Genomic DNA, 25,035 nt, shown 5'->3' with positions numbered 1-25,035 from the left:
GGGTGGGCTGTGGCCCGTGAGGCACTCGATTGCTTGACTCACTCAAGCATATGGGGATTGCTTGACTTAGGCAAGCACTGCTCTCAGGGAGAGGCCTGGAAAGAGGGAGGAAGCGGCTCGCTCATACTGGGCCGGTGTCGCAGCCGTTCGAACAGCCCCCGGTCCCGATAACCGCCGACGCGCCCGAGGCGATAGCGCGGCCCCTGCTCACGCAGTCCTGGCTCGATCTGACCTTCCTTCACTGGGCCGTCGAGCCGGATGACGTCGCCGGGCTGCTGCCGTCGGGGACCGTGCCGGACACGCTGGACGGGGTCACGTACGTCGGGCTGGTGGCGTTCCGGATGCACAAGGTGGGGTGGCTGCGGCTGCCGGGCGTGCCCTACCTGGGGAGTTTCCCGGAGACCAATGTCCGGCTCTACTCGGTGGACCGGCACGGGCGGCGTGGCGTCGTCTTCCGTTCGCTCGACGCGTCGCGGCTGCTGCCGGTGGCGGTGGGGCGGATCGGCTTCCGGATGCCGTACCTGTGGTCCCGGATGGCCATCGAGGCCCGTACCGACGGCGACGGCGGCGGCGATGTCGTCACGTACACCAGTTCCCGGCGCTGGCCCGGGCCGCGCGGGGCGCGGAGCCGGATCGTCGTGCGGGTCGGTGAGCGGATCGACGAGCCGACCGGGCTGGAGCACTTCCTCACCGCGCGCTGGGGGATGCACGGGGCCTTCTTCGGGCGGTCGATGTTCCTGCCCAACGCCCATCCGCGGTGGCCGCTGCACCGGGCCGAGCTGGTGAAGTGCGAGGAGGACCTCGTGGTCGCGGGGGGGGGCTTCCGGCGCCTGTCGGGCCGCCGGTGAGTGTCCTGTACTCGCCCGGCGTCCCGGCCCGCTTCGGCCGCCCGGCCCGGCCGGCGGGCATTCCGACGCCGTGACGTGAGGTGCCTTCGGGCCGTCACGGTGTCGGCGCCGCCGCTCAGAGCGAGGGCTGGGGCCGGGACGGCGGTGGGGGCAGGGTCGCGAGGGCCTCCGGTGGGATGGCGTGGTCGAGGAGGTGGAGGGGGGCCGGGCGGACTCCGGCGGCTTCGGCGGCGTCCCAGTGGGCGAGGGCGCCGGGGAGGTCGACCAGGCCGTGGATCAGGGGGAGTTCCGTACCGGAGTCCGAGGCGGTGTGGTGGGCGTGGAGGAGGGACTCCAGGCGGCAGGAGGCCAGGGTGCCCGGGAGGTGGTGCTGGGTGCGGGCCGTGGCCCGGCCGGTGCGGGCGAGGGCCGGGAGGTCCGGTGACAGGTGCGTCTCGGTGGGATCCAGGGCCAGCAGGCCGCCTCCCACGATCAGTACGTCCTGCTTGTGCCGCATACGGTCCAGGGCCCGCGCGGTGTCGAAACAGTGCGGGAAAGAATCGTCCACGACGATCGTGCCGGGCCGTAGCCGGTCGACGTCCAGCAGGGTCGTCGGGCCCCCGCTGACCGCCGTGACGATGACGTCGGCTGTCTCGTAGACCTCGGTGGGGAGGGTCCGGGTGTCGGTCGACTCGACCACCTGGACGGCCATCGTGGGGTGATCGACCGACAGTTCCGTGGCGAGGTCGTGGAGGCGCGGGGCGCTGCCCGGCAGGTCGCAGAGGAGGAGTCGGGCCGGGGGGTGGGGGCTGCGGGCCAGGAGCAGGCGCAGCGATGACGTGCCGATGGAGCCGCAGCCGACGACGGCGAGGGTCAGCTCGGAGAGGTCGCGGTCGGTCGCGGTGAGTGCGGTGCGGACCGTTTTGACCACGGCGACGGTCGTGGCCGCGTGTCCCGTGGTGAGGGTCGCGGTGAGGGGGGCGGGCGTCGCCGAGGTCTCCCGGAGGACGTCGTAGCCGTAGCCCGTGAGGGACGGGATCATGCCGGCCAGTGAGACGCAGCGGGCGCCGAGGGACGCGGCGTGTTCCACCGCCCGTGCGGTGTGGGTGGGGAGGTCCCCGGTGGGGAACGGGCCCGTCAGCTCGTCGGCGAAGAGGGGGAGCGAGACGAAACCGGATCTGCCGAGGGGCGTGGTGATGCTCTCCAGGAGTCTGGCCCTGCCGTCCGGGAAGAGGAGGGCGCGGATCTGTTCGCGGCTGGGGGCCGCGTGTGGGGGGAGGCCGGCGAAGGCGGCCAGGTGGTGCGGGGCGGGGAGGTAGCCGATGAGGGCGGCGTCGAGGGGAGGGGTGGGGGCCGTGATCTTCCCGTGCGGTGCGGCTTCCAGTTGGGCGCGCAACTCCCCCGCGAAGTCCGTGAGTTCGTCGGACGTGAGGGCTGTCGCCGATGCGCGGGCCGTGACGCGTAGGCCTTCGCCGGTCGGGGACGGGCGTACCGCCAGGAAGACGTCCGTGCCCACCGGCGGCGGGGCGAGCGCCGTTTCGGTGTCGTCGGCGTGGAGGGTCAGGGTCGTGTCGGGGGGTGTGCCGAGGGAGGCGAAGTCGAGGAACGTGAAGAAGAACTGGGCGGTACGGGGGAGGCCTTGGGGCGTACGGAGGTCCAGGGGGCCGGTGGTGCGGGCCGCGATCGTCTCGGCGGCGATACGGCGGAGGTCCTCGTCGAAGTCGGGGATGGGGATGGGGGAGGGGGAGGGGACGAAAGAGGGGTGGAGGGCAGGGCGTAGTGCCACCGCCTCGGCGAAGGGGCCGAAGACGTGGTGTGCGTCCGGTGTGGTCTCGTCGCGGCCGGTGACGGCCAGGCCGAGGACCAGGTCGCGGTGGCCGGTGAGGGTGGTGAGGGCGCGGTAGTACGCGGTGAGGAGAGGGGCGTAGAGGGTGGTGCCGGCGGTCTGCGACGCGAGGCGGCGGAGGGCGTGGGTGTGGTCGGCGTCGAGGGTGAAGGTGGTGGTGTGGAAGGCGGCAATGTCCCGCGTGGGGGTGCCGGGGCGGGGTGTCCGTAGGACGGGTGGGGTGTACGGGGTGTGGTGGCGGGTGCGGTATTCCTGGCGTTCCTCGCGTTCCTCGTGTTCCTGGCCTTCCTGGCCTTCCTGGCGTTCTTGGCCTTCCTGGCCTTCCTCGGTCTGCGGGTGCGGTGCCTGGGGGGTCGCGGGCTGGTGGTGCGTGGTCCGGTGGTGGACGTGGTCGCGGAAGGTGGAGTGCAGGGGCTCCAGGCCGTGGGGCAGGCCGCGTTCGAAGCGGCCGTACACGGTGAGGAGTTCACGGGTGAGCAGGGCCGCGCTGTAGCCGTCGCCGATGAGGTGGTGGGCGTGGACGAGGAGTATGTGCTCGTCGGGGGCGACGGTGAACAGGCGCAGGCGCAGCAGGGGCCAGGCCCAGGGTTCGAAACGGCGGCGCGCCTCCTCGGCGACGCGTTCCTCCAGCAGGTCGGGGTGGGACAGGACTTCCGTCTCTACGGGGAGTCGTAGCGAGGCGGGGAGTTCCTGTTGCACGGGTGGGCGGGCGCCGGACGGGAAGACCGTGCGGAGCATGGGGTGCCGGGCCATCAGGACGTCGACGGAGCGTTGGAACAGGTCCGGGTTCAGGGGGCCGTGGATACGGAAGCGGGCCAGCCAGGCGGGGTTGGCGCGGGGGGTACCGGGAGTTCCGGGAGCGCCGGAGGCGAGGGCGTCGGCGAGGAGGAAGCCCTGTTGGGAGGGGGTGAGGGGGTACGGGGTGAGGGTGGGCTCGGTCTGCCTGGTCTCGGCTGGGGGCGTGGTCGTGGGGGTCGCGTCGATGGCTGCCGCCAGGGCGGTCAGTGTGCGGTGCGTGTAGACGGCGGTCGGGCGTGGCAGTGCGGGGCGGTCGTGGCGTAGGCGGGAGAACAGTTCCAGCACGGTGATGGAGTCGCCGCCGAGGGTGAAGAAGTCGTCCTGCTGGTGGATTTCTGGCTCCGGGACGTCCAGCAGTTCCGACCAGGCGCGTGCCAGCAGGCGTTCGGTGGGGGATGCGGGCGGCGTGCGCGGGTGGCCTTGCTGCGGCTCGGCGCCCGTGTCCGCCGTGGTGTCGCTTCGGGGCGCGAGCCGGTTGCGGTCGATCTTGCCCGTGCCGGTCAGGGGGAGTGCCGGGAGGGAGTGGATGCGGGCGGGGAGCATGTACGGGGGGAGGGTGCGGGAGAGGAAGGCGCGCACCTCGCGGGGGTCGGGGGTGGATGCGGGGGTCCGGGGCTCGACGTAGGCCACGAGTCGTCCGTCGCGCAGCAGTACGGCCGCGCGGGCCAGGTCCGGGTGGGTGAGCAGGGCGGCCTCGATCTCGCCGAGTTCCACGCGATGGCCACGGATCTTGACCTGGTCGTCGAGCCGGCCCAGGAACTCCAGCACCCCGTCGGCCGTACGGCGGACGCGGTCGCCGCTGCGGTACCAGCGGCGGCCGTCCCGTTCGGTGAAGGCGGCGGCGGTGAGGTGGGGGTCGCCCAGGTAGCCGGGGGTGAGGCCGGTTCCGGCGATGAGGAGTTCGCCGGAGTCGCCTGGGGCGCAGGGGTGTCCGTCCTCGTCGGCCACGGTCAGTTCGGTGCCGGTGATCGGGCGGCCGATGGGGAGGTGGCGTACGTCGTCGGCCGGGCGGGTGTCGATGATGTGGCAGGTGGCGTTGATGGTGGCTTCGGTGGGGCCGTAGAGGTTGGCGATCCGGTGGTGGCCGGGGCCGCTGCCGGTGCCGGTGACTGTGCCCAGTAGGTCGAACCAGCGGCGTACGTGGGCTGCGGGCAGTGCTTCGCCGCCCACGTGGACCCAGCGCAGGGCGGAGAGGTCGGGGGGCGTGCCGTGCTGCCGGGTGTGTTCCTCGGCGGCGGTCAGCAGGCGTTCCCACAGGGTCGGTACCGAGCTCCACACCGTGATGCGGTCCGCCACCACACGGTCCAGCAGCGCGTCGGGGTCCCGCAGCAGGTCCCGGGAGAGGGTGTGCACCGTGGCGCCCACCAGCAGCGGGGCCAGCAACTGCCGTACGGAGGCGTCGAAACAGACCGACGCGGTCTGGGCCAGCCGGTCGCCCGGGCCGTAACCGAAGGTGGCCAGTGACCAGTCGAGGTAGTTCGTCATCGCGTGGTGGGTGATGGGGACGGCTTTGGGGCGGCCCGTCGAGCCGGAGGTGAAGATGACGTAGGCGATGGCTTGGGGGTCAGGGGTGGGGGTGTCATTGTCGTGAGGGTCGGCGGTCGGTAGGACGTCGGCCGGTTCGGTCACGTCGGCCGGTTCGGTCACGGTGGCCGGTTCCGTCACGGTGGCCGGTTCGGTCGCGGTGGCCGGTTCGGTCGCGGTGGCCGGTTCCGTCACGGTGGCCGGTTCGGTCACGGTGACCGGTTCGGTCACGGTGACCGGGGTGATGCCGTCCAGGCCTGCGGCCGCTTCGTGGGTCGTCCTGTCGCAGACCAGTACGCGCACTCCCGTACGGGACAGCTGATCCCGGTGTCGGGCGGTGGGGTGGGTGGCGTCCAGCGGTACCCAGCCGGCGCCCGCGCGCAGGATGCCGACGACTCCGGTGACCGTGTCCGTGCCGCCCGGTTCGGTGAGGAGCCCGACCAGGTCGCCGGGGCGTACGCCGTGGGCGCGCAGGCGGGCGGCGAGGGCGGCGGAGGCGGTGTCGAGGGCCGCGTAGGTGAGCGTGGTCCGACCGGTGTCGACGGCGATGGAGTGGGGGGTGGCGCGGAACTGGGCGTGCAGGCGGCTCACGATTCCGCCGGTGGCCGTGACGGTGGATGAGGTCGCTGCCGCCTCCCGAGGGGACGTCACGGCGGTCGCCGCTGCCTCCGCCGTGGCCGTCAGGGCGTTCGAGGTATCCGCCAAGTCCGCGACCGCCGCGCGCAGTTCGGTGACGTACTCGTCGGCGAGGCGGCGGACGGTCTCGGGGCGGAACAGGTGGGCCGGGTGGTTCCACGACAGGCGCAGGCTCGCGTCGGCCTCCCAGCAGAGGAGGCCGAGGCGGGTGGCGGCGGAGGCGGTGGCGGCGGCCGTCGGGGTGACGGTGACCGGCCAGTCGGGGCCGTGGACCACAGGGAAGCGGGCGAAACTGAACCCCGCCTCGGCCGCCGTGCGCGGCGCCGGGCCGGTGGTGGGGCGCACCTCGGACAGCAGCCGGGCGAAGTCGGTGCTGCTCAGGGTCGCGTGGGCCTCGGCTTCCCGCCAGATCTCCCGCAGCCGGCCGGCGAGCGCGGTGGCCGGTTCGTCGGGGGCGGTGGTCACGAACACCGGCAGGGTGTCGGCCAGCGGCCCCACCAGACGGTCGATGCCCGCGATCGGCAACTCCCGCCGGGCCCGGGCCACATTGACCGCCACGGCCCGCCGCCCGCTCCACCGCGCCAGACAGCGGCCGTACACCGCCAGCAGCAGGTGGAACAACGAGACCCCGTGCCGCGCGGCCGTATCGCGGAGCGCGGCGGTCAGTGCCTCGTCGATGCCGGTGCGGTGGTGGGTGAGGGGCGGGGTGGGGGGTGCTTCGGGGTCTCCGTCGTACGGCAGGGAGGGGTGCGCGGTGGCGGTGGTGTGTTCGGCCAGGCGGTCGCGCCAGTACCGCTGGTCCTGGGCGTACGCCGGGGACTGGCGTTCGGCGGTCACGGCGGTCGCGTAGTCGCCGAACTCGGCCTGCGGAGCTTCGAGTTCGGGTTTCTCATCCCCTCGGGTCAGGGCTGTGTAGAGGGACCAGAGGTCCTCGGCGAGGAGCTTGAGGCTGTAGCCGTCGGCGGCGGCGTGGTGGACGACCAGGAGCAGGTGGGCGAGGTGGGCGTCGTCACGGTCCTGGACGAGGAGGGCTCGTACGGGGTCCTCCGTCGTCAGGTCGAACGGGCGGTTGCACAGGTCCTGTTCGAGCCGGCGCAGATCGCGCAGATCGCGCGGATCGCGCGAATCACGCGGATCGTGGGAGTCCCCGATCTCGAACCAGCGCGGTGCCGCGTCCACGGGCCCGGCGGGTGCGACGTACTGGCGGGGCCGTGCGCCGCCGTCACCGGTGATCCGCAGGCGCAGCATGGGGTGGCGGGCGGCGAGGCGGGCGAGGGCCCGGCCGAGGAGGACGGTGTCCAGGGGGCCGCTGATGCTCTGGCGTACATAGCCGTAGGCGGTGATGCCCTCGTGGAGGGTTTCGGTGGTGTGGAAGGCGAGTTGGAGGGGGGTGAGGGGGAGGGGGCGGTCTTCGGGTGTGGGTGTCGGCGAGGGGGCGTACGGGGTGACGGTCGCTGTCGGCGTCGCCGGCACGGGCGGGGTCGTGGCCAGGTGGGCGGCCAGTTCGCCGATCGTGCGGTACTCGAAGAGGAGGGTGGCCGGGAGGGGCAGGCCGAGTTCGCGTTCGAGGCGGCGGGCGAGGTCGACGGCGCTGAGGGAGTCCAGGCCGAGGGTGAGGAACTGTTCGTCGTCGCCTATGTCCTGCGGGGCGCGGTGCAGCGCGTCGGCCAGGAGGCGGCGTATGACCGTGGTGACGTGGGACGGCTGGGGCAGGTCCTGCCGCTGAACAGCCCTTTGGGGGTGGGATGTTGTGGGGAGGGGCTTGGCCGAGTCGGTTTGCGTGGGGACGGGCGCGGTCGAGTCGGTTTGCGTGGGGACGGGCGCGGTCGAGTCGGTTCGCGTGGGGACGGGTGCGGGGGTCGCCACGCCCGTGCCTGCCACCAGTACGTGGGCCGCGTCCAGGGCGACCGCCGCGTGCAGGCCCGCGAGGGCGGCCCGTGCGGTCATGGGGGCGAGGCCGTGAGACCGGAGTCGGCGGTCCTGTGTGCCGAGGCCGGGGCCGTGCTGCGGTGTCGTAACTGCGGCCAGGCCCGTGTCGGTGACGGGGCCGAAGGCGATCGACCGCCAGGGGCGGCCCGCGGTGCGCTCGGCGGTGGCGAAGGCGTCGAGGAAGGAGTTGGCGGCGGCGTAGTCGCCGAGGGCGCCGGCCAGGCCGGGCAGTACGGCGGAGACGGAGGAGAAGGCGACGCATACGGCGCCCTCCTGGCCGTGCCGCCGCAGTGCCTCGGCGAGCAGCGTCGTGCCGCGCACCTTGGCGGCGAGCATGTCCTCGATCTCGTCGTCCGGCTTGCCGCGCAGGCTGCCGGGGCGGGCCGTACCGGCCGCGTGGAACACCGCGTCCAGGGGTGGCAGTCCCGCGATGAGTTCGTCGACGTCGGCCGCTTCGGTGGCGTCGGCCGTCTGGTAGCGGGCGCGGGCGCCGAGGGCGCGTAGGTCGGTGAGCAGGGCGCGGGGTGGGGTGGGGGTGCGCCCGGTGAGGACCAGGGTCGGGGTGCCGCGTTCCGCGAGGTCGCGGGCGAGCGCGGAGCCGAGGCCGCCTGCGCCACCGGTGATCAGGTAGGTGCCGTTCCGGGGGAGGGGGAGTGGGGGTATCGGGGGCTTTGAGCCGTCGTTCGCGGGCATGGTCGTACGGGTGAGGCGGCGGCCCGTACGCCAGGCGACGGTGCCGCCCGCGCCGGGGTCGGGTGGGGTGGTGGCACACAACTCCCTTGTCAATGCGTCGAGTTGGGAACCCAGGGTGTCCTGGGCCGTCAGGTCGATGCTCAGTGAGGAGAGGCCCGGATGTTCCTCGGGGAGGGCGAGGGCGAAGCCGTGCAGGAGCGCCTGTGCGGGGCGGGGGCGGGCGGGGGAGTCGGCGATGCCGGTGCTGTACGCGTCCTCCGTGACGAGCAGCAGGCGGGTGGCGGTCGTGCCGAGCGACGGCAGTACCTCGCGCAGGGCGGAGACGGCGGCGGCGGTCTCCGACTCCGCCCCTGTCGGGTCACCGGCGAACCACAGCACGGTCTCCGGGGTGGTTGTCGGCGAGGCGTCGTGCTGCCGCAGCACGGTCACTCCGCGCCGGGTGAGTTGGTCGGTGAGGGACCGTCGGAGGGGTGTGTCGGCGCCGGCCAGGCGTACGGCATCGGGGCCGGGGGCGGCGGTCAGTGGGGCGTCGCGCCAGAGGAGGGGCTGGGGCGGGGCGGGTATGCCGTCGGGCGCGGAGGGCGTCGACTCGCATGCGGTTGTCGTACCGGACCCAGGTGCCGTGTCGGATCCACGTGCCGTGTCGAGTCGCTCCGGCCAGTGGTGGCGGCGCTGGAACGGGTACGTGGGGACCGGCACCCGTCGCCGTACCGTGCTCCGGGCCGGAGAGGCCGGAGAGGCCGGAGAGGCCGGAGAGTGCGGGGAGAGCGGGGTTCCACGGGTCCAGAGCCGGCCGACCGTCTCAAGCAGCGCTCCTGCCCCTGCTTCCGCTTTTGCTGCCGCTTCTGCTCCTGCTCCCGCTCCCGATCTCGGTGCGGTCAGTGCCGGGAGGACCTCCACCTCAGCGGGCGCGACGCCGGAATGCGCGGCGGTCACCGCGTGGATCGGGCCGGAGAGGGAGTCGCCGGGGCCGAGTTCGACGAAGGTGTCGTAGCCCTCGTCGAGGAGCCGGGTGATGGCGGCGCCGAATCGGACGGGGCGGATCGCGTGGTCGCGCCAATAGCCGAAGCCGGGACCGGAGTCGGGGCCGGAGCTGGGGCCGGAGTCGGAGGTCAGGTCGGGGTTCCACTCGCCGGTGACGGTGCTCAGCATGGGCACGGTGGCGGGGTGGACGGTCAGGGTCTTCGCGGCGTTGTGGAGGGGGTCGAGGACGGGGTTCAGCATGGGGGAGTGGAAGGCGTGCGAGACGCGGAGGCGGCGGGCGGCCACGCCGCGGGCGGTGAGGGCGGCGACCGCGCGGTCGACGGCGTCCGGCTCGCCCGCCAGCACCACCTGGGTCGGTGAGTTGACGGCGGCCACGCAGAGGGTGCCCTCGGACTCGGCGAGTACGGAGGCGACGGTGTCCTCGTCCCCCCGTACGGCCGCCATGGCGCCCGGCGCGGCGAGCCCGCCCACCAGTCGCCCGCGTTCGGCGGCGAAACCGACCGCCTCGGCGAGGGGCAGGGCCCCGGCGACGCACGCGGCGGTGATCTCGCCGACGCTGTGCCCCACGACCGCGTCGGGCGCTACCCCCCACGCAGCCAGCTGCCCGGCCAGCGCCACCCCGAACGCCACCAGCAGCGGCTGTGTCACCTCCGTCCGGGCCAGGGCCGCCGGGTCGGCGTCCTCGTCCAGACACCAGGCGGCCAGGGTGCGGCCGAGGACCGGCCCGGTGAGCGAGGACGCCTCGTCCAGGACCTCACGGAACGCGGGCGCCGAGCGGTACAACTCCCGTCCGAGGCCTGGTCGTTGGGCCCCCTGACCAGGCAGTACGAACACCGTGCGCGGCCGGGACGCCCGTACGGCGGCCGGCGCCGCGCTCGCGGAACCCGCCCGACCGGCCGCTTCGAGCCGCTCCGCGAGGTCGCCCTCCGCCACGACGGCCAGCCGGTACGGCCCCTCGTCCCGGGCGGTGTTGACGGTGGCGCACACGTCGCCCTCGTCCAGTTCGGGGTGGGCCCGCAGCCGCGCGGCCAACTCGGCGGCGGCGACGCGCAGTGCGGCATGGGTGCGGGCGGAGAGGGTCAGCAGGTGGGGGCCGGGTGTGGGCATGGGCGTGGGCCCGGCCGCGTCCCTCGGCGCCTCCTCCAGCACCGCGTGTGCGTTGGTGCCGCCGAAGCCGAAGGAGTTGACGCCCGCGATCAGCGGGCGGTCCTCCGCCTCGGTCCATTCCTCGTGCTCGGTGACCAGGCGGAAGCCGGGGGCGACGCGTTCGAGGAAGGGGGCGGGTGGGGTGGTGTGGAGGGACGGCGGGAGCCGGCGGTGGGAGAGGGCGAGGACGACCTTGACGAGGGCGGGCATGCCGGCCGCGTTGAGCAGGTGCCCCAGGTTCGACTTGACCGAGCCGAGCCGGCGCGGGACCCCGTCGGCGCGGGGCGGGAACGCCTGCCCCAGCGACTGCGCCTCGACGGGGTCACCGATCGGCGTACCCGTGCCGTGCGCCTCGACGTACGACACGTCGGCCGGATCGACGCCGCACTCCTCGTACGCCCGGCCGATCACCTCACGCTGGCCGCGCGGGGTGGGGGCGAGGAGGCCGAGCGAGCGGCCGTCGTTGTTCACGGCCGTACCGCGTACGAGGGCGAGGACCGGGTCGTCGGCGGTGCGGGCGTCGTCGAGGCGGGCGAGGACGATCGCCGCGCCGCCCTCCCCCGGTACGAAACCGTCGGCGTCGGCGCCGAACGCGCGGCACCGGCCTGTCGGGGACAGCGCGCCCGTCGCTTCGAGGAGGCGGTGGCCGGTCGGGGTCAGGCCCAGGTTGACGCCGCCGACCACGGCGAGGTCGCACTCGCCGGAGAGCAGGCTGCGCCGGGCCAGGTGCAGGGCGACCAGCGCGGAGGAGCAGGCCGTGTCGACGGCGAGGGCCGGGCCGTTCAGGTCCAGTACCTGGGAGACGCGGGCGGCGATCAGATTGGGGAGGTTGCCGGTGAGCGCGGCCGGGTGGCGGGCGAGGTCGCCGTCGGCGGCCTCGGCCAGGATCTCGCGGTATCCGCTGTCCCCGGTCGCCGCGAACACCCCGACCCTGCGGCCGGCCCGCCGTGGTCCCGCGTACCCGGCACGCTCCAGCGCCTCATGGGCCAGCTCGAGAAAGATCCGCGCCTGCGGGTCGGTCGTCCGCGCCTCCGCGTCGTCCATGCGGAAGAAGTCGGCGTCGAAGGCGGCGGGGTGGGAGAGGAAGGCGCCGGGGCGGCCGTTCGCGCGGGGCACGGGCCCCGCGTCGGCCGTGTTCCCGCCGGTGGCCAGCAACTCCCAGAAGGCTTCGGGAGTCTCGACGCCGGGGAAACGACAGGCTGCGGAGAGAACGGCGAGGGGTGCGGCGGTACCGGTACCGGTATCGGTGCCGGTGCCGGTGCCACTCGCCTCATGGCTCGGGGGGAGCTGTGTGGTGGCGGCTGCGGGTGTGTCGTGGCTGGGCGCGCAGTTCCCCGCGCCCCTGAAGGGCCTGCGGCCCTTGCGAGGGCCGCGCCCCTCCTCACCCGGACTCGCCCCGCCCAGCAGCTCCAGCACATGCCCGGCCAGTCCCGCCACCGTGTCGTGGTCCCGCAGCGCGGCCGGCTCCACCGTCACGGAGAACGTGTCCTCCAGCCCGCCCAGCACGGCCATCGCCTTGAGTGAGGACCCGCCGAGGTCGAAGAACCGCTCCTCAAGTCCGATCTCGGCCGCGTCCCGCTCCAGAACCCGCGCCCAGACCCCTCGTACGGACTCCTCGATCGCACGCGGCGACCGGGGGACAGCCGTTCCGGTCCGCACGTCCGCTCCGACGCGGGTATCTGCCCAGCGCGCCTCGACCGCCGCGTACGTCCCGGCCTCGAACCGGCCGCGCAGCACCCCTCGGCGCAGTTTCCCGCTGGTCGTACGCGCGAACGCCCCCGGCGGCAGCGGCAGCACCCGTACGTCGTCGTGGCCGAGGGCCTCCCGGAGCCGCCCGGCGGCCGCCCGGAGCACCGGGGCGGCAGCCGAGCGCTCGGGCCGCGCCCACTGCACGAACGCGACGACCCGCTCGCCCCCACCGTCCGGATCGGTCGACCCCACGACCGCCACGGCACCCGGCGGCAGCCCCGGCGTCGCGGCGACCGTCTCCTCCAGGTCCGATGCGTGGAACGTACGGCCGTTGACGAACACCACGTCCTTGTGGCGCCCGGTGACACACAGCCGCCCGTCCCGCAGGAAGCCGAGGTCACCGGTACGCAGCCAGCCGTCGCCCCCGAACGCGTCCGCGCTCGCCTCGGGCGCCCGGTGGTACCCGCGCCCCAACTGCGGCCCCCGCACCTCCACATGCCCGACCCGCGACTCACCCGACGGTCCTCCGGACGCGCCGGTGATCCGGACCTCGCAGCCCTCCACCGGCCGCCCCAGGTCCATCAACTCCACGGCGTTCGGGCCCGGTTCGGCCTCCACCACCCGCCCCCGGCTGAGCGCGGCCCGGTCCAGTACCAGCGGCGTGGCGATCTCGCCCAGCGGCGGCACGGTCACCGCGAGCGTCGCCTCGGCCAGGCCGTACACCGGCAGCGGGGCGCGCGGGTCGAGCCCCGCCGGAGCCGTCCGGGCCGTGAACTCCCGCCAGACGCGCGGTGCGATGGGCTCGGCGCCGACGAGCATCAGCCGTACGCAGCTCAGGTCGAGCCCGGCGAGGGTGGCCTCCGGCACTCGTCGTACCGCGAGGGCGAGGGCGAAGTTCGCGGCCGAGAGGAGGGTCGCGCGGTGACGGGCGACGGCCTCGAACCACAGCGCCGGGCGCTTGGCGAAGGACAGCGGCTCGATCCGTATCTGCTTCAGGCGCGCGGCCATCGGGACGAGATGCGTGCCGATGAGACCCATGTCGTGGAAGTACGGCATCCAGGTCGCGATCACGTCGTCGGCGGTGATTGCCATCGCGGCGCGGATCTGGCGGAGGTTGGCGAGGACGCCGGCGTGGGTCAGTTCCACGCCCTTGGGCGCGCCGGTGCTGCCGGAGGAGAACTGGAGGAAGGCGATGTCGTGGGGTGAGCGGCGCGGCAGGTGCCGGGGCGGGCGCCCTTCGCGGAGCGCGTCCAGCCGCAACGCGCCTGCCGCACAGTCGAGTGCGGCGACGACGGCGGCCGTCGACCCGTCCACCACCACGGGCGGCCTGCCGAGGAGTTCCCACACCGGGCCGATCCGGCGCGGCTCCGGGGCGAGCGGTACGGGGACGGCTCCCGCCGCCAGCGCGCCCCAGAACATCGGCTGGAAGGCGTCGCCCCGGTCGGCGACCAGCGGCAGCGGGGTGCCCGGTGTCACGCCGGCCGCCATCAGCCCGCCCGCCACACGCAGGGCGTCGTCCCGGAGTTCGGCGAAGGTGACCGTGTGCTCGCCGCCGTCTCCCCGGACATGAACGACGGTCTGGCCCGGGGTCTCCCGCGCCGCCGTCAGCAGCACGTCCAGCAGCGTCTCCGCCCCTGTGTCCGCCGCTCCGCCGTTCGTACCTTCATTCGATCTCTCCACCGTGCGGAGATTACAAGTCGGGCCGCGCGGAACACCGTCGCCGTCGAACGCCCGCGTGTCCGAGCCGCCGTACGACCGGCCGGTGGGGGCTGGTCGCGCGGTTCCCCGCGCCCCTTACGAGGCGCGGTACCGCACGGGACTTCGCCAAGGCCGCCTAGCATGCCCAGCCATGGCGATGTTCGTGCACCTCACCTCGGCGGCCAACGCGCCGCGCATCCGGCGTTCCGGAGTCCGCGCGACCGCTCAGGGGCAGGACGGGGCGCGTGGGGTGTACTGCTTCCCCGTGCTGCCGTCGTACACCCTCACCCACCAATGGCTGCGCGAACTGGGCCGGTTCGGCAGCCGGGGCGGGCTGGTGGCCGTCCATGTGCGGCTGGACGACGCCCAGGAGGTGCTGGTCGGGCGGTATACGGACCGTGCGCGGAGCGCCCAGGCCACCGTCCCCTCGGCGGAGGCGGTACAGCGGATCTCGGGGCTGGCGGACCCGCGGGGGTGGGAGGTGTTCGTGCCCCGGGCGATCCGGCCGCGCGAGGTGCACCGGGTGCGGGCGGCGCCGCAGGTGGTGGGGTGGCGCTATCTGCCGGACGTGCACGGCATCCGTCCCTGCACGTGCTTCGGCTGCCGGGTGCGCGGCGGCTACGGGGCGCGCCGCCTGCGCGAACGGCTCCCCCATCCCCTGGACGGCCCGCCGCCGCCCGTCCGCGTGCTCCTCGCCCGCGTCGAAGCGGCCGGCGACCCGGGCGACCCGGTCGCGCTCCGCCAGGCCCTGCACTGGTTCGGCATGCGCCGCCGGGGCCCACTCGACCGACTGACCCGCCTTTCCGCCCACCCCGATCCCGGCGTACGGGAGGAACTGGTCTGGACGGTCTCCGGCTGGTCCACTCCCGGCGTCGGCGAACTCCTCGACCGCCTCGCCGACGATCCGCATCCGGACGTACGGGAGGCGGTGGAGGCGGTACGCGACTCGTCGTGACACGTCAGCACACCGCGCTCGCTCATGTCCGCTTCTTCCGGGCCGTCTTGTACGCCTGCCACAGCTCCGTGGCCTTCTCCCACCGCACTTGCCCGTACCCGCAGGCAGCGCACCCCGTCAGGTGGGTCAGGAACACCCCGTACTCCGTCTCGTGGCTGGTCCGCGAGGGGTGCCAGGCCGTGCTGTCGGCGGGATTTGTGGCAGGCGAAGAGGCTGCCGTCAGTTCCAGGTGTGGGCCACGTCCACAACCAGCCGGTCCGGCAGCTGGATCACCCGGAACGGCAGCCGGGCGCGGACGCCGACGCCTAGCTGGGTCTCGCCCTCGAAGCTGCCGGCGAACCGGGTGTCGCGGAAGGTGCGGTAGCCGGAGATGTTCACGCCGGGCAGGGGCTCGGCCACGTCGCCCGGGTACGCGACCCCTCCGGTCTCCGGGTCGTAGCTCGGCGCGGCGACCCGGATTGCGAGGATGGCCCCGCCGCTCACCGGGATGGGGTCGCCCGAGCCGACCTGGTGGAGCCGGTCGACGTACTGGACGTAGTAGCCAATGTGGTCGCCGCCGCCGGGGACGTCGAACACGATGCGGTCGAAGCAGTCGTGCCGGCCGGTCCTGATGTCCGCCAGCGGCACGGCGCCGCTGTCGGGGCTGCCCTTGGTGCCGCTGCCCCAGCCCGTCGGGCAGGCCGCGGCGGCCCGCGAGGCGCCCCCCGGCGCGGCACTCGCGGTGGCCGCCGCCGTCCCGAGTGCGGTCCCCGCGAGCACGAGTGCCGCCAGCACGGCTCCGATTCGTCGCATGTTGTCCCCCTTGATGACGTAACGCTGTCGTAGCGCTGTTATCGGAGGAGACGGCCCGGTATGGCGGAAGGTTGTATGCCGGTTGCGGGGAAGTACCCCTGGAATCCGAGCCGCCTGGAATCCCAGCCGCCCCGAATCCCAGCCACTCACTGGACCGGCGACCCACTCCGCTCAGGATGACGGCGGCGAGCCGTAGGGGCGGCCGGGGACGGGACCTTGCGGAGCAGGGGGGTCGTCGTGGTGCGGCCGGTGGTGCCCGGGCCGGCGCCGCCCGGGGGACGGTTCACGTACTGGCTGTGCAGGCTGTCGTCGATCCGCCAGAGGATCCCGGTGCTGCGGCCGGGAGGCGCGGCCGGGTCGAGCTTGGCCGTGAAGGACGCGAGGCGGTCGTAGAGGGTCTTGCAGCGGGCTCCGTTGGCGGTGGTCTCGGCGGTCGTGGCCTCGCGGAGGGCGTCCAGGAGGAGGACCAGGTTGTGGCCGGAGAGCAGGACGTCCTGCATGCCGCCGTCCGCCTTGGTGATGCGGCCCGGCGGCAGGTTGGGGTTCGCGGTGAAGTGGGCCGCCCTGGTCGCGCTGGGACCGACCCGGTCGTACGGGTCGCGTGTGCTCTGGGTCCAGCCGGGCTCCCAGATGCCGAACGCCGTGCGGGCCAGGAAGGTCCAGGTGTCCTCGTGGCAGCGCAGCGTGAGGTACGAGACGCCTGCCGCGCGCTGGAGCGTGCCGTTGTGCTGTTCGAGGGCGACCCGGTTCGCGGCGAGGGCGGCCCGCAGGACCGCGCGGTCCTCCTCCCGCCAGAGTCGTTCCTGCTCACCGCGTTGAACCAGCAGATCCCGTTTGATCTGCTGGTTCTTCGCGTACTGCTCGACGAACGTCTTGATCAACGTCCTGAGCGACGTCTTGAATGCCTTGAACATCTTGAACATGGCGCCTGCTGAGGTCGGGCCGGACATCCTGGTGTCGCAACAACCTGGTGTTGCAGCGGCCCAACGACGTTCATCAGATCTTGGTCACGCGGACCGCCCCTCCCGCGACCTCATCAGTGGCTGGATCCGCGTGCCGAAGTTCTCGACGCCGGCCAGGAAGTCGTCGAAGACGAGCATGATCCCCTTCGTGCCGTCGACCTCGGCGACCTCGTCGAGCATCTTCGCGACCGTCTCGTAGGAGCCGACCAGCGTGCCCATGTTGAAGTTGACCGCGCCTTCGGGCAGGACGATCGTGCGGGCGGTGGAGGAGTCGTCGGCGGTGGTGTCCGAGGCCGATTCGCCCGCCATGTAGGCGAGGGCCGCGTGGTCCGCGTTGTCGTGGTAGTCCTGCCACTTCGCCCGGGCGGCCTCGTCCGTCTCGTCGGCGATGACCATGAACAGGGAGAGGGCGCCCACGTCGCGGCCCGTCCGCTCCGCCGCCTCGACCAGCGTGGCCGTGGAGCCGGCGAGGGCGAGCGGGGTGTTGACGCCGCTGCCCAGGATGAAGCTGTAGTCGGCGTGCTCGGCGGCGAACCGCATCCCGGTACCGCTCTGCCCGGCGGCGACGATGTCGATGTGGCCGTTCGCCGGGCGCGGGGACAGCACGCAGTCGTCCATCTCGTAGAACTCGCCCTTGAAATCGCTGACGCCGTCGCGCCACAGGTCCTTCATCACGGTGACGTACTCCGCGGCGCGCGCGTACCGGTTGCCGAAGTGGTCGTCGCCGGGCCACAGGCCCATCTGGGAGTACTCGCCGGGCGCCCAGCCGGTGACGATGTTGACGCCGAAGCGGCCGGGGGCGATCGAGTCGACCGTGACGGCCATGCGCGCGACGATCGCCGGCGGGAGGGCGAGGATCGGGGTGGAGGCGTACAGCTTGATGCGGTCCGTCACGGCGGCCAGGCCCGCCATCAGCGTGAAGGACTCCAGGTTGTGGTCCCAGAACTCGGTCTCGCCGCCGAAGCCCTTGAGTTTGATCATGGAGAGCGCGAAGTCGAGGCCGTGCTCCTCGGCCTTCCGCACGATCGCCTTGTTCAGTTCGAAGCTCGGCAGGTACTGCGGTGAACTCTTCGATATGAGCCAGCCGTTGTTGCCGATGGGGAGGAAAACGCCGATGTCCATGCCGCCCATGATCCATGATCGGCCAGTCAACTCACCCTGGAGCCAACGCCGTTGGTGCGGATGCCCGGCGCGGAGGGCGGACGTCGAGGGCGGCATCGAGGACGCGTTGAGGACGACACGGGGGAGCCGCTGTGGAATTCCTGTGGCGGACTGCCTTACGTATGAGTAGAACGTTAAAGTCTGGCTCATGAACGCACGGCTGGCCCTGCTCAGCACGGTGGACCCCGGTGTCGCGGAAAGCGAGGTCTTCCGGCTGGCGCTCCAGCACGCGGTCGGCGAACTCGGCGCCCTCGGGGGGATGATCCACCTCAGGGGCCCCATGTCGGCCCTGCGGCTGGTGTCGGTCACCGGCCTCCCGCCCGCGCTCACCCGCCCGTGGGAGATCATCGACCAGGAGGGCCCGCTGCCCCCGGCCCGCGCCCTCCACCGCGGCAGCGGATCGTGGTCGCCGCTGGGCTCCATGGCCATCGCCTGGCCCGGCACCGGCCTGGTCTCCTTACCCGTGGCCGGCTGTGCCCGCACGATAGGCGCGCTGACCGTCCTCACCGGCGCCCGGGGCGAACCCACCGACGAGGAGTGGGAGTTCCTGCGGGCGCTCGTCGAGTGGACCGAGGACCGCATGGCGCAGGCGCCGCCACCGTCCGGCCCTCCCCAGGCCGAGCTGAACGGCGAGCGGCTGCGGCAGGCGCTGAAGGAGGTCAGCGTCGGCTCCTGGGACTGGAACATCCGCACCGGCGACCTGATCTGGGACGAGGCGGCCCTGGAGCTCTACGGCACCAGAGCGTCCGAGTTCACCGGCAAGGTTGAGAACTGGATGCGGATCGTCCACCCGGACGACCTCGCCCCCACCCTGGCCGCGGCGGAGCGGGCGATCCGCGACCACGGCGTGTACGAGGCGGAGTACCGCGTACGGCGATTCGACGGCACCTGGGGCTGGACGCGGGCCCGCGGCCGGGCCACCTACGACGAGCACGGCGAACCCCACCGGATGATCGGCGTGGGGTGGGAGAGCAACGAGTCACGGTCCGCCCGGGACGCGCTCAGCCGGGCCCTGCGGCACATGAGCGACGGCTTCCTCGCCGTCGACGCCGACTGGCGGATCACCTTCGCCAACCTGGAGGCCGAACGCACCCTCGGCCTCTCCGAGGAGGAGCTGTTCGGGCGCGTCCTGTGGGACGTGCCGTCCCTGCGTGAGACCCCCGGCGTGGAGAGCCGCTGCCGGCAGGCCGCCGCCGAGGAGAAACCCTCCGGGTTCGACGTACGCATACCGGACCGGGGCAGCGTGTACCACCTGCGGCTGGTCCCGGGGCCCGACGGCCGGACCGTCTACTTCACCGACGTCACCGAGAAACGGCGGCTGGAGGAGGAGCACCGCGAAGCCGAGCGCGCCGCCTCCGAACGGGCCGACCGCATCGCCGCGTTGACCGCCGCACTCGCCAAGGCGACCACCTCGCAGGACGTCGTCGAGGCGGTCGCCCGATGGGTGCTGCCGCCGTTCGCCGCCACCGGACTCCTCGTCCAGGCCGTGGAGGGCGGCCGGCTCCACAACGTCGGAGCCGTCGGCTACTCGGACGAGTTCATCACTCTCGTCAACCACTTCCCCAAGACGCCCTACGGCCCCGCCTGGGACGCGATCAACTCCGGCACCCCGATCTTCATCTCCTCACCGCAGGAGTACGTCGCGTACGTGCCCCAGCACGCCGAGCTGCTGGCCAGGTCCGGCAAACAGTCCTGGGCGTTCCTGCCGCTGACGGCGTCCGACCACACCTTCGGTGTGTGCATCGTCTCCTTCGACCGGCCGCGCCGCCTCATCGACGAGGAACGCACCCTCCTCACCGCGATCAGCGCCCTCCTCGCCCAGTCCCTGGAACGCGCCCGGCTCTACGACCTCGAACACACCCGGTCCCGCGAACTCCAGCGCGCCCTGCTCCCGCAGGCCCTGCCCGCCCTCGCCGCCTGCGAGTCCGCCGCCCGCTACCTCCCGGCCGGGCAGGGCATGGACGTCGGCGGCGACTGGTACGACGTCATCCCGCTCTCCAGCGGCCAGGTCGCCCTCGTCGTCGGCGACGTCATGGGCCACGGCCTGTCCGAGGCCGCCACCATGGGCCGGCTCCGCACGGCCGTCCACACCCTCGCCGACCTGGAACTGCCCCCCGACGAGATCATGAGCCACCTCAACGACATCGTCACCGCCATGGGCGAGGAGTCGTACGTCACCTGCCTGTACGCCCTCTACGACTCCACCACCCAGGTCTGCTCCATCGCCCGCGCCGGACACCCGCCGCCCGCCCTGGTCCACCCCGACGGCACCGTGCACTTCCCCGAACTGACCGCCGACCCGCCGCTCGGCGCGGCCGACCCGCCGTTCGAGACGGTCGAGCTGACCGTGCCCGAGGGCAGCCTGCTCGTGCTCTACACCGACGGGCTGATCGAGTCGGCGAAACGGGGCATCGACGAGGGCATGGCCGACCTGGCCGGGCTGCTGCGCACCGCCCACGAGGACGGCACCGCCGCCGACCTGGAACGCCTCTGCGACACCCTCACCCATGGTCTGCTCCCCGCCGAGCACCCGGCGGCCGACGACGCCGCGTTCCTCGTCGCCCGCCTGCACGCCCTGACCGACGACCGGATGGCCTCCTGGTCCCTGCTCGACAACCCGAAGGCCGCCGGCCAGGCCCGCCGCCACGTCCGCGAACAGCTCGCCGCCTGGGACCTGGACGACCTCGCGCCCACCACCGAACTCCTCGCCAGCGAACTCGTCGGCAACGTCGTACGCCACGCCAAGGGCCCCGTCCGCCTCCGCCTCCTGCACGGCTCCGCGCTGGTCTGCGAGGTCTTCGACGGCAGCCTCACCATGCCCCGCATACGCCGGGCCACCGACACCGACGAGGGCGGCCGGGGCCTTCAGCTCATCACCGCGCTCTCCCAGCGCTGGGGCACCCGCTACACCACCACCGGCAAGTGCATCTGGACCGAACAGTCCCTCACCGGCCCCGACCCCCACCGCGACCCGCCGCCCGACCCGCTGGAGCTGATGTTCCCGACCCCGGAGGGCTTCGACGGCGACCTGGACACGCTCTCCTTCGGAGACCTCGACCCGTAGGTCAGCCCAGGTCGCCCCCGTGCCGCTTTCCGCTCAGCAGTTGCGGATGGAATAGACGGGCGCCCAGTCCACGCCGTAGACAGCGTTGTCGGCGGGGTAGGAGCGCAGTTCGTTGCCGCTCGAACCGTAGATGCGGGCGACGGCGCCGCCGGTCTGGCTGTTCTGGGCCTCGCCCCACTCGTTCCAGTTCGACAGCGAGTAGCGGGCGCAGTTGAAGAAGTAGAAGACCCGGAACCGGCCCGCCGCCGGGTCCCAGACGGAGGCGCAGAAGTTCCCGGAGCTGCAGATGATGCCGGAGCCGGGGCTCAGGAGTTCCGAGCGTACGGCCGGTGAGGTCGTCGGAGAGGCGGCGGACGGCGCCGCCTGGGCCGTGCCGGAGGTCAGGGCGGAGGCCAGCACCAGGGTGATGGTGCCGAGGGCGCCGAGAAGTGAACGCTTGGTACGCATGGGTTCGCGATCCCCCTGTGGGTGTAGAGACGCGCGGCCGTCGGTCGCCGGCCGGGTGCGGGCACCCCGGGTCGTGGGCCCCGGTGGCCCCGCGTCCCCATGGTCACCGTCAGCTCCCGGCCGGCACCACGGCTTTCGAGCGTGGTCGAATGCCGCAGGTCAGGCCGCCTTCCAGGAGGTCGGCGCCCAGGCCGGTGAGGGTGTGCAGGACGGCACCGCCGATCCGCCGGCTGGTGAGGAGCCCCGACTCCCGCAGCACGGCCACATGATGGCTGACGGTCGCCGGACTGAGCCCGACCCGGCCGGCCAGCTCGCTCGTGGTCCGGCCCTCGGCCACCTCCTCCAGCACCGCGGCCCGTGCCCTGCCGAGCAGCGCGGCGAGGGCCTGGTGGGTGCCGGGGGCGGCGGGCGGCGCGGGGGCCAGCCAGCGTGGATCGTGGGTCACCGGGTGGACCAGCACCGGGGGCAGGGAGCCGTCCTTCAGCACGATCGGGCCGGGCCAGCAGAAGAACGACGGGATGATCCGCAGCCCTCGCCCGCCGAGATACAGGTCGCCCTGGAGATGCGGGCCCGCGATGTGCAGCACCGGCGCCGACCAGCGCACGCTGGGGTGCAGCCGCTCCGCCAGACCTGCGAAGCCGGACCGCAGCAGGGCCCTCGCCGCGACCGACCGGGCCTCGTCGAAGCGGGTGCGGACATGGGCCCAGTGCGGGGCGACGAACCGCTCGTGGTGCCGGCGGACCAGGTCGGCGAGCCCGTGCAGCGCCTGGGTGTCGCCGTCGGCGAGCGGGCGGGCCCAGCCGGGGAGCGGCCGGGCCAGGGCCAGCTCGCCAGTCGGATTAGCGGTCCGTAGTGATCCCGTGACAGACTGTCACGCACACGCTCGGCGCCCAGGCGACGTCGGGCACCCTCCTCGGTGAGGTCGCGAGATCTCACCGACCAGCGTCCGGAGGGACATGCCACGCGGGCTGACGGCTCCTGCCGTTCAGCACCAGGGCACGAAGACGATTGGCTCACATCCCTGAGCAACGCTGGGGATCACTAAGCCAGTCAGAGACGCTGAGCAGCCCTTCCCGCAGGGGATCGGGTTCCTCCGCGAGGACCACCCGGGCCAGGTCCTCATACGTGAAATGGATCCGCAGCCCCACCGGCTCGCTCCCCCTGGTCCCACCTCAGCCATGCCATGCACAGGTCATACACAGCTTCGGCACCGTGACACCGCCCACCACGGCCGGGCAAGACGGACACGCGGGCCTGCACAAGAACCACGCGTTCCGGGGGCCGGACCCCGGCGAGCGTGGACGTGCGGAACCCCGGGGTGCCAGCCGTGGCGGGGCGGGCACCCCGGGGTTCGGGGCCGCAGGGCGATCAGTGCACGGAGCCGGTCAGTTCACGGACCGGTCAGTCCACGGACCGGTCAGTCCACGGAGCCGATGCGCTCCACGCGCTCGTTGACGCCGTTGCGGAGTTCGCCCAGGGTCGTGCCGGGCGGGGCCGTCTTCGGGGTGGAGGACGGCGGCTGGGTCTCGTCCGCGCAGGTCGTGCCGGAGGCCGGGACCTTCAGGTCGACGAGGTAGCCGATGACCGCGTCCGTCGCGCAGGCGCTGCGGCCGAACGCGGTGTGGCCCTCGGCGTCGAACGTCAGCAGCGAGGCGTTGTCGAGCCGCCGGCTCAGGGCGACCGCGTCCTGGTACGGGGTGTCCGGGTCACCGGTGGTGCCCATGACCAGGATCGGCGACGAACCCTTCGCCCGGTAGGAGCCGTCGTAGCGGCTGACCCGCTCACCGGGCCACTGGACGCACGCGGTGGCGTGCTGGTGGTCGTACGTCGGCGGGCCGTACGCCATGGCCGGGCCCAGCAGCGGCGCCGCCTTCGCGTTGGCCGTGACGTTCCGCTTCAACTGGTGCAGGCTGCGGGGGTACTCCCGGTCGACGCACTCGACGACCACGTTCGGGCCGAGGAAGTCGAAGCTGGCCGGGGACGGCGGCCGCAGCAGGAACGAGGTGTTGTCCCGCAGCTGCGCCTTGCGCAGGGCCGCGCCGAGCGACGGCCAGATGACCTTGCCCTCGTTGATGTTGAACATCAGCCGGTAGACGAGGGTGTAGCCGTTGGCCTTCCCGCCGCTCGCGGTCGTGACGGGGTTCGCGTCGAGGTCGCTCTTCAGCTGCTCGAACGCCGCGCGCGGGTCCCCGTCCCCGAAGCCGCAGGTCGCCGGGTCGGCGGCGCACCAGTCGAGGAAGCGGCTCATCGCGCCGTCGAGCGCCAGGTACTGGGGCCGGTCATAGGCGTAGGGGCGGTTGGCGTAGTGCACCGGGTCGTACGCCCCGTCGAGCGCCAGCGCCCGCACCCGCTTCGGGAACAGCGCCGCGTAGACCGTACCGATGTACGAGCCGAACGACCGCCCGTAGTACGTCAGTTGCTCCTCGCCGAGCGCCTGGCGCAGCAGGTCGATGTCGCGGGCGACGTACTCGGTGCCGACGTACGGCAGCAGGGCGCCCGCGTTGTCGACGCAGGCCTGGTTGAACTCGGCCGCCTCGCGCAGCGCCGGGCCGAAGGCGTCCGGACCCGGGACGCCCTTGGCGTCGGTGACGGCCTTGGTGTAGCGGGCGTCGTCGAAGCACGTCAGCGCCGAACTGCGCCCGACACCGCGGACGTCGTAGCCGAAGACGTCGAACGAGTCGCGGAGGGCGGCCGGCAGGTCGTCGTAGTTGTTGCGGACGAAGTCCACCCCGGAGTTGCCGGGCCCGCCGGGCTGCATGAAGAGCGTGCCCTTGCGCTGCGTCTGGTCGGCGGCCTTCTTGCGGACCACCGCGAGCGTGATCGTGCGGCCCTGCGGCTCCCGGTAGTCCAGCGGCACATCGGCGTTCGCGCACTCGAAGCCGCCCTGGCAGTCGGTCCAGGTGAGCGTCGGCACGGGCGGAGTCGGTGGTGTCTTCGGCGAGGCCATGGCCTGCGTCGCCGTACCCGTTCCCGCGAGGACGAGGGCGGTGAGCGCGGCCCCGACGAGTCTGAGCCGCGCGAAGCGTCTCGGTGCGGGCTGCTGCGGTGTCATCTGGGTGTTCCCCCCTGGGCTGTTGATTCCCCAAGCACTCACTGGTCAAGGTGAGGTCGGAGCATGTCTAGCTCAAGAGAGGGGAAATTGGCCAGACGGGTGCCGCTGTGGCCGACTTTCCACGGGATCTCTCCACTACCCGGCGGTAGTTACCGTCTTCGACCTTCGCTTCGTAATCTTGGGAACGTCCCTGGCCGGTATCCAGTGATGGGGCCCGGCCGGACCCCCACGACCCCGAAGGAACCGCGCACGTGTCAGCCAAGAACAGTCGTCTCCGGGTTGCCCTTCTCACCGTCGCCGTAGCGGTCGCCGGCCTCGCCCTGGCGGGCCCCGCCGCGGCGGCCACGCCCCAGGCCACCACGACGGCGACCACGGCCCAGCAGACGCCCGCCATACCCGTCGACTTCGTGGACCTCGCCACCAGCCCGCTCACGGCGGACGGCGAGAGCCACGAGGTCACCGTCACCTACCGCAACGACTCCACGGCGGACCGGACCGTCGCCCCGCAGCTCCTGGTGGAGTCGCCGGACGCCGGCCCGTTCCTCGACCCGTCGGACATCGAGGTCGAGCGCCGCACCGCCGGCGGCTGCTGGAAGCCCGTCGACCTCGGCACCCAGACCGGCACCCTCTTCACCGACCTGTCCACCGCCCAGCGCACCCTGCGGGCCGGCGAGACCCTGACCGAGGTCTACCGCCTCACCGCCACCGACCCGGCGGCCCAGGGCACCGTCCACCCGAGGGTCGCGCTCTACTGACCGACAGCACCGCCCGACACCCGGGCTGGGCCCGGCTCTTCGCCGGCGGGGCCCGGCCCCGCGCGTCGTGGCCTCAC

Annotated in this window: 10 protein-coding genes and 1 pseudogene; 4 read left to right on the top strand and 7 right to left on the bottom strand. The window is 73.0% G+C overall.

Annotated elements, in window-relative coordinates; genetic code table 11:
- The first annotated feature begins 134 nt into the window (after positions 1–134).
- Positions 135–922, top strand: a pseudogene (locus JIX56_RS22385) (YqjF family protein).
- Between the two features lie 41 nt (positions 923–963).
- Here the strand turns inward: JIX56_RS22385 and JIX56_RS22380 are convergent.
- Complete coding sequence (locus JIX56_RS22380; protein ID WP_257542984.1) at positions 964–13,752, bottom strand: non-ribosomal peptide synthetase/type I polyketide synthase; 12,789 nt, start codon at positions 13,750–13,752, stop codon at positions 964–966.
- A gap of 169 nt (positions 13,753–13,921) precedes the next feature.
- Between JIX56_RS22380 and JIX56_RS22375 the strand changes: the two genes are divergently transcribed.
- Entirely contained in the window at positions 13,922–14,725 is an 804-nt protein-coding gene (locus JIX56_RS22375) for a HEAT repeat domain-containing protein (protein ID WP_257542983.1), read from the top strand.
- 219 nt (positions 14,726–14,944) lie between these two features.
- On the opposite strand, the gene JIX56_RS22370 is transcribed toward JIX56_RS22375, so the two are convergent.
- The 3 genes from JIX56_RS22370 to rutA form a co-directional block, all read right to left on the bottom strand.
- On the bottom strand, positions 14,945–15,517 hold the full coding sequence (locus JIX56_RS22370; protein ID WP_257542982.1) for an AMIN-like domain-containing (lipo)protein: 573 nt from the start codon (positions 15,515–15,517) through the stop codon (positions 14,945–14,947).
- Between the two features lie 146 nt (positions 15,518–15,663).
- Positions 15,664–16,440, bottom strand: coding sequence for a hypothetical protein (locus JIX56_RS22365; protein ID WP_257542981.1), 777 nt, complete (start codon positions 16,438–16,440; stop codon positions 15,664–15,666).
- Between the two features lie 84 nt (positions 16,441–16,524).
- A complete protein-coding gene (rutA, locus tag JIX56_RS22360) occupies positions 16,525–17,601 on the bottom strand; it encodes a pyrimidine utilization protein A (RefSeq protein WP_257542980.1) in 1,077 nt (358 codons plus the stop codon).
- 187 nt (positions 17,602–17,788) lie between these two features.
- Here rutA and JIX56_RS22355 point away from each other — a divergent pair, with 187 nt between their 5' ends.
- On the top strand, positions 17,789–20,704 hold the full coding sequence (locus JIX56_RS22355; protein ID WP_257542979.1) for a SpoIIE family protein phosphatase: 2,916 nt from the start codon (positions 17,789–17,791) through the stop codon (positions 20,702–20,704).
- Between the two features lie 33 nt (positions 20,705–20,737).
- Here the strand turns inward: JIX56_RS22355 and JIX56_RS22350 are convergent, their stop codons facing one another.
- From JIX56_RS22350 to JIX56_RS22340, 3 genes are all read right to left on the bottom strand, one after another.
- Positions 20,738–21,151 (bottom strand): hypothetical protein, encoded by a 414-nt coding sequence (locus JIX56_RS22350; RefSeq protein WP_257542978.1) that lies wholly within the window; start codon positions 21,149–21,151, stop codon positions 20,738–20,740.
- A gap of 109 nt (positions 21,152–21,260) precedes the next feature.
- Positions 21,261–21,737, bottom strand: a complete 477-nt coding sequence (locus JIX56_RS22345) for an ArsR/SmtB family transcription factor (RefSeq protein WP_257542977.1) — start codon at positions 21,735–21,737, stop codon at positions 21,261–21,263.
- Positions 21,738–22,568: 831 nt separating this feature from the next.
- Positions 22,569–24,203 carry an alpha/beta hydrolase gene (locus JIX56_RS22340; RefSeq protein ID WP_257542976.1) on the bottom strand — a complete coding sequence of 545 codons (1,635 nt, stop codon included), beginning with the start codon at positions 24,201–24,203 and terminating at the stop codon, positions 22,569–22,571.
- Positions 24,204–24,454: 251 nt separating this feature from the next.
- On the opposite strand from JIX56_RS22340, the gene JIX56_RS22335 reads away from it, so the two are divergent.
- A complete protein-coding gene (locus JIX56_RS22335; protein WP_257542975.1) occupies positions 24,455–24,958 on the top strand; it encodes a hypothetical protein in 504 nt (167 codons plus the stop codon).
- Positions 24,959–25,035: the final 77 nt, after the last annotated feature.

The organism is Streptomyces sp. CA-210063, from assembly GCF_024612015.1.
In the GTDB taxonomy this organism is placed as follows: Bacteria; Actinomycetota; Actinomycetes; order Streptomycetales; family Streptomycetaceae; genus Streptomyces.
Note: the sequence above shows the minus strand (reverse complement) of the source record. Positions and strands in the feature narration are given on the sequence as shown.

What these genes read in the sequence shown, in the direction of transcription:
- JIX56_RS22370 (WP_257542982.1), bottom strand. Translation starts at nt 15,517, where the DNA reads ATGCGACGAATCGGAGCCGTGCTGGCGGCACTCGTGCTCGCGGGGACC.
- rutA (WP_257542980.1), bottom strand. Translation starts at nt 17,601, where the DNA reads ATGGACATCGGCGTTTTCCTCCCCATCGGCAACAACGGCTGGCTCATA.
- JIX56_RS22355 (WP_257542979.1), top strand. Translation starts at nt 17,789, where the DNA reads ATGAACGCACGGCTGGCCCTGCTCAGCACGGTGGACCCCGGTGTCGCG.
- JIX56_RS22375 (WP_257542983.1), top strand. Translation starts at nt 13,922, where the DNA reads ATGGCGATGTTCGTGCACCTCACCTCGGCGGCCAACGCGCCGCGCATC.
- JIX56_RS22350 (WP_257542978.1), bottom strand. Translation starts at nt 21,151, where the DNA reads ATGCGTACCAAGCGTTCACTTCTCGGCGCCCTCGGCACCATCACCCTG.
- JIX56_RS22340 (WP_257542976.1), bottom strand. Translation starts at nt 24,203, where the DNA reads ATGACACCGCAGCAGCCCGCACCGAGACGCTTCGCGCGGCTCAGACTC.
- JIX56_RS22365 (WP_257542981.1), bottom strand. Translation starts at nt 16,440, where the DNA reads ATGTTCAAGATGTTCAAGGCATTCAAGACGTCGCTCAGGACGTTGATC.